Origin of the sequence: Pseudomonas sp. WS 5410, from assembly GCF_012985645.1 — a bacterium.
Classification (GTDB): domain Bacteria; phylum Pseudomonadota; class Gammaproteobacteria; order Pseudomonadales; family Pseudomonadaceae; genus Aquipseudomonas; species Aquipseudomonas shahriarae.
Map to the genome: position 1 here is coordinate 70,689 of NZ_JAAQWS010000008.1, position 12,818 is coordinate 83,506.

General features: G+C 61.0%; 14 protein-coding genes. 7 read left to right on the plus strand and 7 right to left on the minus strand.

Features of this window, described 5'->3' with window-relative positions:
* Nucleotides 1-3: 3 nt before the first annotated feature.
* From HBO24_RS13815 to HBO24_RS13825, 3 genes are all read right to left on the minus strand, one after another.
* Nucleotides 4-771, minus strand: a complete 768-nt coding sequence (locus tag HBO24_RS13815) for a uroporphyrinogen-III synthase (protein WP_170059888.1) — start codon at nt 769-771, stop codon at nt 4-6.
* Nucleotides 768-1,709, minus strand: a complete 942-nt coding sequence (gene hemC, locus HBO24_RS13820; protein ID WP_057440477.1) for a hydroxymethylbilane synthase — start codon at nt 1,707-1,709, stop codon at nt 768-770. Before hemC ends, HBO24_RS13815 begins: the two co-directional genes overlap by 4 nt.
* Nucleotides 1,710-1,847: 138 nt before the next feature.
* Complete coding sequence (locus HBO24_RS13825; protein ID WP_057440478.1) at nt 1,848-2,594, minus strand: LytTR family DNA-binding domain-containing protein; 747 nt, start codon at nt 2,592-2,594, stop codon at nt 1,848-1,850.
* A 550-nt stretch (nt 2,595-3,144) separates the two neighbouring features.
* Here HBO24_RS13825 and argH point away from each other — a divergent pair.
* Nucleotides 3,145-4,539 (plus strand): argininosuccinate lyase, encoded by a 1,395-nt coding sequence (gene argH / locus HBO24_RS13830; protein ID WP_057440480.1) that lies wholly within the window; start codon nt 3,145-3,147, stop codon nt 4,537-4,539.
* A gap of 168 nt (nt 4,540-4,707) precedes the next feature.
* Here the strand turns inward: argH and HBO24_RS13835 are convergent, their stop codons facing one another.
* Complete coding sequence (locus HBO24_RS13835; protein ID WP_170059889.1) at nt 4,708-5,367, minus strand: glutathione S-transferase; 660 nt, start codon at nt 5,365-5,367, stop codon at nt 4,708-4,710.
* Nucleotides 5,368-5,492: 125 nt separating this feature from the next.
* Here HBO24_RS13835 and HBO24_RS13840 point away from each other — a divergent pair, with 125 nt between their 5' ends.
* From HBO24_RS13840 to HBO24_RS13850, 3 genes are all read left to right on the plus strand, one after another.
* A complete protein-coding gene (locus HBO24_RS13840; RefSeq protein WP_057440482.1) occupies nt 5,493-5,777 on the plus strand; it encodes a hypothetical protein in 285 nt (94 codons plus the stop codon).
* Between the two features lie 172 nt (nt 5,778-5,949).
* Nucleotides 5,950-6,204, plus strand: coding sequence for a TIGR02647 family protein (locus HBO24_RS13845; protein ID WP_057440483.1), 255 nt, complete (start codon nt 5,950-5,952; stop codon nt 6,202-6,204).
* Nucleotides 6,205-6,371: 167 nt separating this feature from the next.
* Nucleotides 6,372-9,212 carry a class I adenylate cyclase gene (locus HBO24_RS13850; RefSeq protein ID WP_170059890.1) on the plus strand — a complete coding sequence of 947 codons (2,841 nt, stop codon included), beginning with the start codon at nt 6,372-6,374 and terminating at the stop codon, nt 9,210-9,212.
* Here the strand turns inward: HBO24_RS13850 and rnk are convergent.
* The 3 genes from rnk to cyaY all read right to left on the minus strand — a co-directional run bounded on the left by rnk (nt 9,209) and on the right by cyaY (nt 10,316).
* A complete protein-coding gene (gene rnk, locus HBO24_RS13855; RefSeq protein ID WP_057444204.1) occupies nt 9,209-9,619 on the minus strand; it encodes a nucleoside diphosphate kinase regulator in 411 nt (136 codons plus the stop codon). The genes HBO24_RS13850 and rnk overlap by 4 nt on opposite strands.
* A 143-nt stretch (nt 9,620-9,762) precedes the next feature.
* Nucleotides 9,763-9,981 (minus strand): DUF1289 domain-containing protein, encoded by a 219-nt coding sequence (locus HBO24_RS13860; RefSeq protein WP_057440618.1) that lies wholly within the window; start codon nt 9,979-9,981, stop codon nt 9,763-9,765.
* A gap of 2 nt (nt 9,982-9,983) precedes the next feature.
* Complete coding sequence (cyaY, locus tag HBO24_RS13865; protein ID WP_057440485.1) at nt 9,984-10,316, minus strand: iron donor protein CyaY; 333 nt, start codon at nt 10,314-10,316, stop codon at nt 9,984-9,986.
* A 239-nt stretch (nt 10,317-10,555) separates the two neighbouring features.
* Here cyaY and HBO24_RS13870 point away from each other — a divergent pair, with 239 nt between their 5' ends.
* The 3 genes from HBO24_RS13870 to dapF are packed head-to-tail and all read left to right on the plus strand — an operon-like array spanning nt 10,556 to nt 12,808.
* A complete protein-coding gene (locus HBO24_RS13870; RefSeq protein ID WP_038444426.1) occupies nt 10,556-10,717 on the plus strand; it encodes a lipoprotein in 162 nt (53 codons plus the stop codon).
* Between the two features lie 9 nt (nt 10,718-10,726).
* Nucleotides 10,727-11,974 (plus strand): diaminopimelate decarboxylase, encoded by a 1,248-nt coding sequence (lysA, locus tag HBO24_RS13875; protein ID WP_170059891.1) that lies wholly within the window; start codon nt 10,727-10,729, stop codon nt 11,972-11,974.
* A gap of 3 nt (nt 11,975-11,977) precedes the next feature.
* On the plus strand, nt 11,978-12,808 hold the full coding sequence (gene dapF / locus HBO24_RS13880; RefSeq protein WP_170059892.1) for a diaminopimelate epimerase: 831 nt from the start codon (nt 11,978-11,980) through the stop codon (nt 12,806-12,808).
* Nucleotides 12,809-12,818: the final 10 nt, after the last annotated feature.

The following is a 12,818-nucleotide window of genomic DNA, read 5'->3' on the forward strand; positions in this document are numbered from 1 at the left end:
TTATTAGAGAGTGGGAACGGGCTGGCTCCGTAACGCCACTAGCAAAGCCGCGGCACTGGCACCGCGGCAATCCACAACTTTTTCCGCGCCCGCCGCCCGCGCCATTTCGGCGACGCGTGGGCTGGGCACGAACAACGGCAACTGTGCCACGCGTGGCCAATGGGCGCCGGCAAGGCTTTGCAAATGCAAAAAACCCTGCCCACTGCTGACCACCAGGCCGTTCAAGCGTTCCACAGCAATGCGCTGGGCGAGCACATCCGGGTCGTAGGCCGGCAGAAACCGACGATACAACTCCAGATAATCGACACTAGCACCTTGGCCGCGTAAACGCTCAGCCAGCAACTCTCGCCCACCCTGCCCGCGCAGGATCAATACCTGGGCATCGCCAATGGCGACAGCCTCGCGCAACCTGGGCACTTCAAGCAAGGCTTCGCTGTCATCCCCAACCTCGGGGTAGCTCACATCCAGGCCTTGGTCAGCCAGAACCTGGGCCGTTGCTGCGCCGACGCTGAACCATGGCAACGCCGGCACCGCTGGCGCGTACTGATCGAGCAATTGCAGCGCCACGCGCGCGGCCGGCTTGCTTACCACGATCACCGCGCAGTAGCGATCCAGGCCCTGGAAAACCGCCTGGTGCTCAGGAGTGATGGGCAAGGGTTCGGTTTCCAGCAACGGCAGGCAGCTGCTGAAGATACCGGCTTCGGACAACGAGGCCGCCAGGGCTGCCGATTCCTCGGCAGGCCGCGTCAGCAGCACACGCCAACCGGTCACTGCGGACCGGCCTCGCCATAGACTTTTTGCAGAATGGCGCCGGCGCCTTTGGCCAGCAATTCTTCGGCAACCTTCACACCCAGGCTGGCGGCCTCGGCTTGTGGCCCGCGGATTTCAGCGGTGAGCAGTAAACCACCGTCGGGATCGCCCACCAGGCCGCGCAGCCAGAGGTTGTCACCCTCAAGGACCGCGTAACAGGCGATCGGTACCTGGCAGCCACCGTTGAGGTGCTTGTTCAGGGCGCGTTCGGCGGTGACGCGAATTTCGGTTTGCTGATGATCGAGAGGCTTGAGCAGCGCCTGGATTTCACGGTCTGCGGTACGGCATTCGATACCGACGGCCCCCTGCCCACCGGCCGGCAAGCTGTCTTCGACACTGATGGCCGACGTGATGCGGTCTTCAAAGCCCAGGCGAATCAGGCCGGCCGCCGCCAGGATGATCGCGTCGTACTCGCCGGCATCCAGCTTGGCCAGGCGGGTATTGACGTTGCCCCGCAGGAAGCGGATCTGCAGGTCCGGGCGACGGGTCAGCAACTGGGCCTGGCGACGCAGACTGGATGTGCCGACGATGCTGCCCAGGGGCAACTCATCAAGGGAGGCGTAGGTGTTGGACACGAAGGCATCGCGCGGGTCTTCACGCTCGCAGATGCAATACAGGCCCAGGCCTTCGGGAAAGTCCATCGGTACGTCTTTCATCGAGTGCACGGCGATGTCGGCTTCATTCTCCAAGAGCGCGGTTTCCAGCTCCTTGACGAACAGCCCCTTGCCGCCGATTTTCGACAGTGGCGAGTCGAGCAGCTTGTCGCCGCGACTGACCATGGGCACCAGGGACACCGTAAGACCCGGATGGGCTTGCTCAAGGCGGGCTTTGACGTATTCGGCCTGCCACAAGGCCAGGGCACTTTTACGGGTGGCGATGCGGATTTCGCGAGAGGACATGGATCAATCCGTACTGAATAGATACGGCAGATAATAACAGCTCAGGCAGAACCGCCTTGATTTGAATCAGCAAGTGCGGGGCCTCCCTGGCCGCGTCACTCCGGGATTCGGGGCATGCAGGTCGCTCAAGCCCTCGGGCTAAAGCTGCTGCATCATTTTGCGCACGCCTGCGACATGGCGTCGGCTGACGATCAACGCATCGCCGTTGAGCCCTTTGAGGAACAACTGGAAATGCCCCAGGGGCGTGCGTTGCAGGCGCTCGATACGCTCGCGGGCCACCAGCGCATTGCGATGGATGCGCACAAAGCGCTCGCCAAATTCGTCTTCCAGGGCCTTGAGCGGCTCATCAAGCAGCACTTCGCCGACCTCGTGGCGCAAGGTCACGTACTTGTGGTCGGCGATAAAATAAATCACCTGGTCCACGGGAATCAGCTCGATGCCCTTGCGGGTCCGCGCGCTGATATGGCTACGCGGGCCGTTGCCACTTTGCGCTGCGGGCTGGGTCAAGGCGCCGAGTTGGGCGCGATTGGGTCGCTCAGCCTTCTTCAAGGCCTTGAGTACCGCATCGGCAGCCACTGGCTTGACCAGGAAGCTGACACCGCTGGCCTCCAGGGCCTGGGAGGGAAACTCCTCTTCACTGGCACAAAGCACCAATGCCGGCGGCGACTCGCGCTCGCTCAAGCGGGCAGCTACCTGCAGGCCATCAAGGCCCGGCATGGCGATATCGAGCAGCACCACATCCGGCTTCAGGCTTTCGATCAAGGCCAATGCCTCGTCGCCACTGCAAGCGCTGGGTTCAAGGACACTGTATCCCTCAAGCTCACTGACCATACGGCTCAGTCGCTCGCGGGCTTGGGGTTCGTCATCAACGATCAGGACATTCATATTGCGCTGGATTCCTGCGTGAGTCTCGCACAAGGATAGCGTAGACAGGTGCGGTGACTTCCGTCACGGCGATCCACGCTAAGACTAGCGCGAGCGGCAAAAAGTGCCCCGAGAGCGACACCAATATTTACCCGGACCTGTTCAATACCGCCCATAACCCGATACCGCAGGGCATCGTCATAGGGTTTGCTGATACACAATATGAACACCCCCTCTACTTTAAGGTTAGCCTGGAGTTCGACCTCATTGCCTGGCATTGGTGCAGTGCACCCCTGTCAGTGCAACTGTAGACGCTCATGAAGACGACATTGCTCAATCGTCAAATATCGTTTCAATAAACATCCTTTGTTTACCTCAGGAACCGGCCGGGTTAAACCCCCGCGTCACTCCCACCTCCAGTCTCATCCCGGACGCGGCAGACGGCAAGGCACTTTGCCATCCAGCAAACAAATAAAAATGCCGACGCGGCGTATCAACGCCTCCATCAGCAACCCTGTTATTATCGGCGGCACACTTTCATGCCTCTTTTAAGCAGATCACGAGCGAATCCATGAGCACCGACAAGACCAACCAGTCCTGGGGCGGCCGCTTCAGTGAGCCCGTCGACGCCTTCGTCGCGCGCTTCACCGCCTCCGTCAATTTCGACCAGCGCCTCTATCGCCACGACATCATGGGCTCCATCGCCCACGCCACCATGCTGGCCAAGGTCGGCGTGCTGACCGATGCCGAGCGCGACAGCATCATTGACGGCCTGACCACGATCCGTGGCGAAATCGAGGCCGGTACCTTCGACTGGCGCGTGGACCTTGAAGACGTGCACATGAATATCGAGGCGCGCCTGACCGACCGCATCGGCGTGACCGGCAAAAAACTGCACACCGGGCGTAGCCGCAACGACCAGGTAGCCACCGATATCCGCCTGTGGCTGCGCGATGAAATCGACTTGATCCTGGCCGAAATCACCCGCCTGCAAACAGGTCTGCTGGAGCAGGCAGAGCGTGAATCGGACACCATCATGCCCGGCTTCACCCACCTGCAAACCGCGCAGCCTGTGACCTTTGGCCACCATCTGCTGGCCTGGTTCGAAATGCTCAGCCGCGACTACGAGCGCCTGGTCGATTGCCGCAAACGCGCCAACCGCATGCCCCTGGGCAGCGCCGCGCTGGCCGGCACCACCTACCCGATCGACCGCGAATACACCGCGCAACTGCTGGGTTTCGACGCCGTGGGCGGCAACTCCCTGGACGGCGTATCGGATCGCGACTTCGCCATCGAGTTCTGCGCCGCCGCGAGCATCGCGATGATGCACTTGTCGCGATTCTCCGAAGAGCTGGTGCTGTGGACCAGCGCGCAGTTCCAGTTCATCGACTTGCCGGATCGTTTCTGCACCGGCAGTTCGATCATGCCGCAAAAGAAAAACCCCGACGTGCCAGAGCTGGTGCGGGGTAAGAGCGGCCGTGTATTCGGCGCACTGATGGGCCTGCTGACCCTGATGAAAGGCCAGCCTCTGGCCTACAACAAAGACAACCAGGAAGACAAGGAACCGCTGTTCGACGCCGCCGACACCCTGCGCGACTCGCTGCGCGCGTTTGCCGACATGATCCCGGCGATCAAGCCCAAGCACGCCATCATGCGCGAGGCGGCCCTGCGCGGTTTCTCTACCGCCACGGACCTGGCGGACTACCTGGTGCGCCGTGGCCTGCCATTCCGTGACTGCCATGAAATCGTTGGCCATGCGGTGAAATACGGCGTGGATACTGGCAAGGATCTGGCGGAAATGAGCCTGGAAGAGCTGCGCCAGTTCAGCGACCAGATCGAGCAGGACGTGTTTGCGGTACTGACCCTGGAAGGCTCGGTCAATGCCCGCAACCATATCGGCGGCACGGCTCCGGCCCAGGTCAAGGCAGCCGTGGTGCGCGGCCAGGCCCTGCTCGCCAGCCGCTAAAAGCATCGCAGGCAAGCCAGCTCCCACCTTTGACCGGGGCCTTCAATCACCTCGGTCAACTGTGGGAGCGGGCTTGTGTGGGAGCTGGCTTGCCTGCGATAGCATCACCTTAGTGTCACTGACACACCGAGGTGCCTGCATCGCGGGCAAGCCCAGCTCCCACATTTATTACTTCTTCGCCGCGATCATCGCCATAAAGGCCGGCATCGCCGCGTCCTTGTCCGCCGCCACTCGCTGGGCGTTGGGCAGGTCTTGCAGCGTCTTCAGCAAAGCCTTGGCCTTCGGCAACTCAGCCAGCAGATCCAGGCCGAACAGCTTCCCACCAACCGCGCACGCCAAGTCCACGCTGTACATGAAGTACACATCAGCAAGCGTAAAACGCTCCCCTGCCACATACGGCGCAAACTTGCCGTGCCGCCCCAGCGAAGCAACCCCTAACAGCAACTCGGCCTTGGCCTTGTCCTTGATCGCCTGCGGTACCGGCATGCCAAAGAACGCCTCGCCATAGCAAGCCCGGGCCGGCAGTTCGATGTACAACTCGATTTCCCTGCACAACGCCAACACCTGGGCACGCTGGAACGCATCGCCTGGCAGCAGGGCCGGGCCCGATTGCGTCTGTTCGAGGTACTCGAGAATCACGCTGGTTTCGTTGATAAAGCCGTTTTCCACCTTCAGCACCGGCACCTTGCCGCGCGGGCTCACCGCCAGGGCTTCAGGGGTTTGCCCGGCATAAAACGCCACTTCCTCGAAGGGCAGGCCCTTTTCCAGGAGCGCCAGCTTGACCATGTTGTAGTAGTTACTGACCGAAAATCCGTAGAGCTTGAGCATCACAAAGCCTCCAGGCCGTGCAGGGGTTGGCTGGTTAGGTTATAGAACGTGACGCGCCACCTGACCAGCAGCATCACCGGGCTGAATGGAGGTAGACTGGCGCCCTTTCCTGACAGGAGGCAGCCATGAGCGAGCCAACCGATATCGACAACGACGACGAAGAGTTCGCCGAATCCACCTTGACCCAAGCGATCGAAAACCAGATCGAAAGCGATAACCCGCCGGCGGCCAAGGCCACATTCAACAAGCTGACCCTGGTGGGCTACGAGCGCGAAGACATCCTGAACCTGATGGCTCACGTGCTGGCCGTGGAAATCGACGCGATGCTGGAAGAAGACCGGCCGTTCAACACCGACTGGTATGAAACCGCCCTGCGCGCCCTGCCAGAGCTGCCGCCGGAAAACCAGTAACCCTGCCCTTGCTCGCGAAAAACCTGAGCGCGCCGCGTTTCTCCAACTGCCCCGGGTCAACGTTAACGCTTTTCGCGAGCAAGCTCGCTCCTCCAGACTGGACAGTTCGCCCAAGTACGTTCACCTTAGGGGCTGCTAGCGTCTGACAATTCCTAGAACGTCTGGAGTCCTTATGTCGTATACCCCTGAGTTGGTTGCCGAACTGGAAATCCTTGCACTTTTCAACCTGGGCAGTTCCCAGGAAGGTCTGAAAGTCCATCAGACCGCTGCTCCCACTGCCATTGCTGCGGCCAAACGCCTGTTCGAGAAAAAACTGATCGACCAGCCAGATGGCGGCTACCTGACCAGTCTGGGCCGCGACGCAGCAGAACAAGCGCAAACACTGCTGACGATCCTGACCACCGCTACCACCAAAGAAGCCGCCTGACCCACCGTATCGCCCACGGAATCCTCTGTTCACGGATTCCGCGGGCACTTCTGCGCCGACGATAAAATTCTGGCGCCAAAAACAAATTCCCCTTAAACCTCCTACGATTCTGTCTGTAAACTCCTACACGGCCGCCCACGCCGGGCCTGCGAGCCGTTGAGTTCGACATGACCAGTACCCATGAAATCCGCCCTGACTTGGATGAAGGCATTGACCGCAAGGTACTGGCCCAACTGCGCTCGCGTTTCCTCACCCTCAATGCCGGCCGCATGGCCCGGGCTGTCGAAGGCCTGACGCCGCGCCAGCAAAGCGTGCTGGCACTGCTGCCGCTGTTTTTCCATGTCAATCACCCCTTGTTGCCTGGTTATGTCTCGGGCAGTACGCCGGCCGGTTTGTCGAATTTTGAACCGGATGCCCAGGTCCTGGCCGAAGCCCAGCGCCTGACCCGCTCGTTTTCCTACAAGCCACGCCACGGCAACCCGCCCACCCCGATCCACGGTCTGTTCCTGATGGGCAGCCTTGGCACACTGGCCCAGGCCGACCAGAGTGATATGGACGTGTGGGTCTGCCACGCCGCCGAGGTAAACGAGGCCGAGCTGGTCGAATTGCGCAAAAAGTGCCAGTTGCTGGAGGCCTGGGCCCTGAGCATGGGCGCCGAGGCGCATTTTTTCCTGATCGAACCCAGCCGTTTCGCTCAGGGCGGTCGCGATACCCAGCTCAGCTCAGATGACTGCGGCACCAGCCAGCACTATCTGTTGCTCGATGAGTTCTACCGCACCGCCATCTGGCTGGCCGGGCGCACGCCAATCTGGTGGCTGGTGCCAGTCTACGAAGAAGCGCGCTACGCCGAATTTACCCACGCGCTGATTTCCAAACGTTTTATCCGCGCCGACGAAACCCTCGACCTCGGGCACCTGGCCCATATCCCGCCGGGAGAATTTATCGGCGCCGGCCTGTGGCAGTTGTTCAAGGGTATCGAGTCACCCTACAAGTCGGTGCTCAAGCTGTTGCTCACCGAGGTGTATGCCAGCGAGCACCCCAAGGTGCAGTGCCTGAGCCTGCGTTTCAAACGTGCAGTGTTCGCCAACCAACTGGACCTGGATGAGCTGGACCCGTATATCGTGGTCTACCGTCGCATCGAGGAATACCTGCGCGGGCGCAACGAACCCGAGCGCCTGGAACTGGTGCGGCGCAGCCTGTACCTGAAGGTCAACCGCAAGCTCACCACCGGCCAGCGCACCACCGGCTGGCAACGTGCGCTGCTGGAGCGCCTGGCCCATGAATGGGGCTGGGACCAGCGGCAACTGGCCCTGCTCGACAGCCGCAGCCAGTGGAAAGTGCGACAGGTCGCGTCCGAACGCCGCGCCCTGGTCAATGAGCTCAATTACAGCTATCGCTTCCTGACCCAATTCGCCCGCACCGAACAGACCGTGAGCCTGATCAACAAGCGCGACCTCAATGTGCTGGGTCGACGCCTGTACGCCGCCTTTGAACGCAAGGCCGGCAAGGTCGAGTTCATCAACCCGGGGATTGCCCCGGACCTGGCCGAAGACACCCTCACCCTGGTCCACTCGCCTAATCGCAAGGAGCCGGGCCAGTACCATTGGGGCCTGTACAACGGCAGCCTGACGGCCCTGGAATGGGAGCACTTTGCGCCGATCAAACGCAGCCGCGACCTGCTGGAGATGCTCACCTGGTGCCATCGCAACGGCGTGATCGACAGCAGTACTCGCCTGGCCCTGCATCCGGGCACCAGCGATTTGAGCGAATTCGAGCTGTTCAATCTGCTGGGCAGCCTGCAACAGACCGTCGCCCTGCCCCTGACCACGGTGGATGAGGAACGCCTGCTGCGTACGGCGATACCCGAGGAGGTGCTGTTGCTGGTCAACGTCGGCGTCGACCCGCTCAAGCACCACCGTGACTTGAATATCCTGATGACCACCGAGCGCACCGACTCCCTGAGTTACGCCGGCGTCAGGGAAAACCTGGTGTTGACCCTGGACCAGGTGACACTCAACAGCTGGAACGAGGTAATGGTCAGCCGTTACGAGGGCCCCCACGCCCTGCTCGATTGCCTGCGCGATTACCTGAATCAGTTACCACACGACCAACTGCCACGGCTGCGGGTGCGCTGTTTCTGCCATAACCGTGCGCAGTTCATTGCCCAGCGTGTGGAAGAGATTTTCGATACCGCGCAAAACCTGATGCTCAGCCAGCTCAACCACCGCTATCTGATCCAGGTGCAGCAGCACTATCACGTCATGGAACTGGCGCCGGGGCAGGCCAATCATGTGTCCCTGGCCAACCAGCAGGCGCTGGTGGAATACCTCTGTGAAGAACTGGCCAGCTACAGCCCGTTGCACCTGGATGCCATGGCCCTGGAAGACCATGATCTGGCAGCGCTGCTACCTATGGGCCAGGCGGATTGTGTGCAGGTGTTCTACCGCATCAATGACGGTTTCGCCGAGCTGTACGTGCTCGACGAATTCAACGCCCTCTGGCAACAGCGCCTGCCGTTTCATGATGAGCAAAGCTTGCTCGCCCCTTTGCAGCGCTTCCTGCAGTCGGTCATCTATCGTCGGGACGCGCTCTCACCGCTGGACCCGCAGCAGCCACTGGGGGCCGTGCAAACGCTGTATTACCAGCTGTTGCCATCAGCAAGCGGTCGGGCCCGTCGGGTCGAGCCACGACCGGCACCCCAGGTCCCGGCCAACAAACCGTTCTACGACGTGCAGGCGATTATCGGCAAGGGCGCGCCAGGCCAGGTAGGGATTACCCTGTACTGCAATCAGCGGGAGTTTTGTGAACTGGAATTTGGCGACCAGCTGTTTGCAGTGGTCGCCCAGGAGATCGTCGGGCAGCGTCGGGAAACCGAGCGCTATCGTTGCTACATCACCGACCTGGACCTGTCCGGGCTACTCGGTGATGTTCAAAGCCCAAGCAATCTCTACCTGCGCTACAAGGCCGAGTTGGAGCAGGCGCTCAACCAGGCCTTGAATCAGGTCTAGAGCGTGAATGCGCCGCCGTCTTTAGGCTGGCCTTCGACACTCAGCAGCTCAAGCTTGAGGGTCTTGCCACCTGGAGCGGGCCAGTCGATGTGCTGGCCAACCTGCAGGCCCAGCAACGCACTGCCCACCGGGGCGAGGATCGAGATCTTGCCTTCGTCGGCATTCGCGTCCTTGGGGTAGACCAGGGTCAGGTGATAGTCCTTGCCGCTGCTTTGCTCGCGGCAATGCACGCTGGAGTTCATGGTCACGACACCGGCAGGCACTTCATCGTGACCAACCACGTCTTCAGCGCGGTCAAGTTCGGCTTGCAGGGCGATGACGCCTGGCAGTTTATCGTCCATACGGTCGATCAGTTGCTCAAGACGTTGCACATCGAGACGGGTGAGGATGATGGAAGGTGCAGTCATGATTGCGGCAGACTCCTTTTTTTCTGCACAAAAAAGCAAAACCCCGCCAATAAACGGCGGGGTTCTCACGGACCTCGATGAGTTGAGGTGTACCCGGACACTACCACAGCACACCAAATAAACAAGATGGGCTGGTCTGAAGGTCAGGCACCGGCCTTGCGTTGCTCGGCCTGTGCGACGATCACGCGGCGCCGCTGATCATCGGCGGAACGCCATTCCCGGATGTCTTCCACGTGTCGGAAGCAGCCAAGGCAGACTTTCTGCTCATCCAGCCGACACAAACTGATACAAGGTGACGGCACTGCCGGGCTGACATTGCTGAACAGCGGCTTGGGCGGACGGGCGGGTGTGGGCTGGGTCACGATCAAATCTCGTCGAAATCCAGCTCGACGCCGGCCTGTTCCTGAGTGATGCGTGCAAGCATTTCGCTCAGCAGCTCATCGCTGGTGTCGTGGGACCAGCGTTTTTCTTCTTCGTCATAGTCGAAGTGAAAACCTCCGGAACGTGCCGCCAGCCACAACTGACGCAGCGGCTCCTGGCGGCTGAAGATCAATTGGCTACCGTTCTCGAACTTGACGGTCAGCACGCCGGCAGAATTTTCCAGATCCACATCCAGGCCACTCTCGTCGAAAATATCCTCCAGCGCTTGCTGGGTCGCATCGACCAGGTCGTGAAAGCGGGCTTCGGTCAAACTCATGGTGGGAACCTCAAAAAGTGTCTACTCACGCTCAAGCGCCGCACGATACGGAGGCGCCATCATGATTGCAAAGAATACCGATTTCGTTCCCATCAGCCGCGAGAAATATCCCAAATTAATGTAGGTCACTTCACGACATACTCGGCAAAGCCCCGCCGGACGGGTGTCCCGGCACATAGGCAAGCTGGCGGGTGGTCGGTATACTCGGGCGCAATTAATGCATATTCAAGGATTTAGCCATGAAGCGCCTGATCTCTTCCCTTGCTGCGCTCGTCGCGGTCGCTTGCCTCGTCAGTGCCTGTGGTCAAAAAGGCCCGTTGTACCTGCCCGATGACAGCAAAGACCCGAATGAACAGGCGCAAACGTCGCAATCCAAAGCGCACAAGCACGACACCTACTAAGGGAATTTCATGGACGCTTTTAACTACCGGAACGGCGAGCTGTTCGCGGAAGGCGTGGCGCTGTCCGCGATTGCCGAACGCTTCGGCACCCCGACCTATGTGTACTCGCGAGCGCATATCGAAGCGCAATACCGCACCTTTGCCGATGCACTGGAGGGCACGCCAAGCCTGGTGTGCTATGCAGTAAAAGCCAACTCCAACCTGGGTGTACTCAATGTCCTGGCGCGCCTGGGCGCTGGTTTTGACATCGTGTCCCGTGGCGAGCTGGAGCGTGTACTGGCCGCAGGCGGCAAGGCTGACAAAATCGTGTTCTCCGGTGTCGGCAAGACCCGTGAAGACATGCGCCGTGCCCTGGAAATCGGCGTGCATTGCTTCAACGTCGAGTCCACCGACGAGCTGGAGCGCCTGCAAGTGGTGGCCGCCGAGATGGGCGTGCGTGCGCCGATCTCCCTGCGCGTCAACCCGGATGTCGATGCCGGTACCCACCCGTACATTTCCACCGGTCTCAAAGAGAACAAGTTCGGCATCGCGATTGCCGACGCCGAAGACGTGTATATCCGCGCCGCCCAACTGCCAAACCTGGAAGTACTGGGTGTGGACTGCCATATCGGTTCGCAACTGACCAGCCTGCCCCCCTTCCTCGATGCCCTCGACCGCCTACTGGCGCTGATCGACCGCCTCGGCGAGTGCGGCATCTACCTGCACCACATTGATCTGGGCGGTGGCGTGGGCGTGCGTTATCGCGACGAAGAGCCGCCGCTGGTGGCCGACTACGTCAAGGCCGTACGCGAGCGCACCGAAGGCCGCGACCTGAAGCTGATATTCGAGCCGGGCCGCTACATCGTTGCCAATGCAGGCTTACTGCTGACCCAGGTCGAGTACCTCAAGCACACCGAACACAAAGATTTCGCCATCGTCGATGCGGCGATGAACGACCTGATCCGCCCGGCGCTGTACCAGGCCTGGATGGATGTCAGCGCCGTGCGCCCGCGCGACAGCGCCCCGCGCACCTATGACATCGTCGGCCCGATTTGTGAAACCAGCGACTTCCTGGCCAAGGACCGTGAACTGGCCCTGGCAGAAGGCGATCTGCTGGCCGTGCATTCGGCCGGTGCCTACGGGTTTGTCATGAGCTCCAACTACAACACCCGCGGGCGTACCGCCGAAGTGTTGGTGGACGGTGATCAAGCGTTTGAAGTGCGTCGCCGCGAGACGGTAGCCGAGTTGTTTGCTGGCGAAAGCCTGCTGCCGGAGTAAGCCATGCTGCTGCGTTTTACCAAGATGCACGGCCTGGGCAATGACTTTATGGTCCTTGACCTGGTCAGCCAGCACGCGCATATCCTGCCCAAGCACGCCAAGCTGTGGGGCGACCGCCATACCGGCATCGGTTTCGATCAGCTGCTGATCGTCGAGGCGCCAAGCAATCCGGAGGTGGATTTCCGTTACCGGATCTTCAACTCCGACGGTTCCGAAGTGGAACAGTGCGGCAACGGTGCGCGCTGCTTCGCCCGGTTCGTGCTGGACAAGCGCCTGACCGCCAAACGGCAGATTCGCGTCGAGACCAAAAGCGGCATTATCGAGCTGGATATCCGCAGCGACGGCCAGATCAGCGTCGACATGGGCGCCCCGCGCCTGGTGCCGGCCGATATTCCGTTCCAGGCTGAGGCCCAGGCCTTGAGTTATCCACTGGATGTCGACGGCACTGTGGTCGAGGTGGCCGCTGTGTCCATGGGCAACCCCCATGCGGTGCTGCGGGTCAACGACATCAACAATGCGCCGGTGCATGAACTGGGACCGAAGATCGAACATCACCCGCGCTTTCCGGCGCGGGTCAACGTCGGCTTCCTGCAGGTCATCGACCGCTCCCGTGCGCAATTGCGCGTGTGGGAACGCGGCGCCGGGGAAACCCAGGCTTGTGGCACCGGCGCTTGCGCCGCCGCCGTGGCTGCGATCAGCCAGGGCTGGATGGATTCGCCCCTGTTGATCGACCTGCCCGGCGGACGCCTGTCCATCGAATGGGCAGGCCCAGGCCAACCGGTGAAGATGACCGGCCCGGCATCCCGTGTATACGAAGGACATGTCCGTCTATGAGAGCGACTCG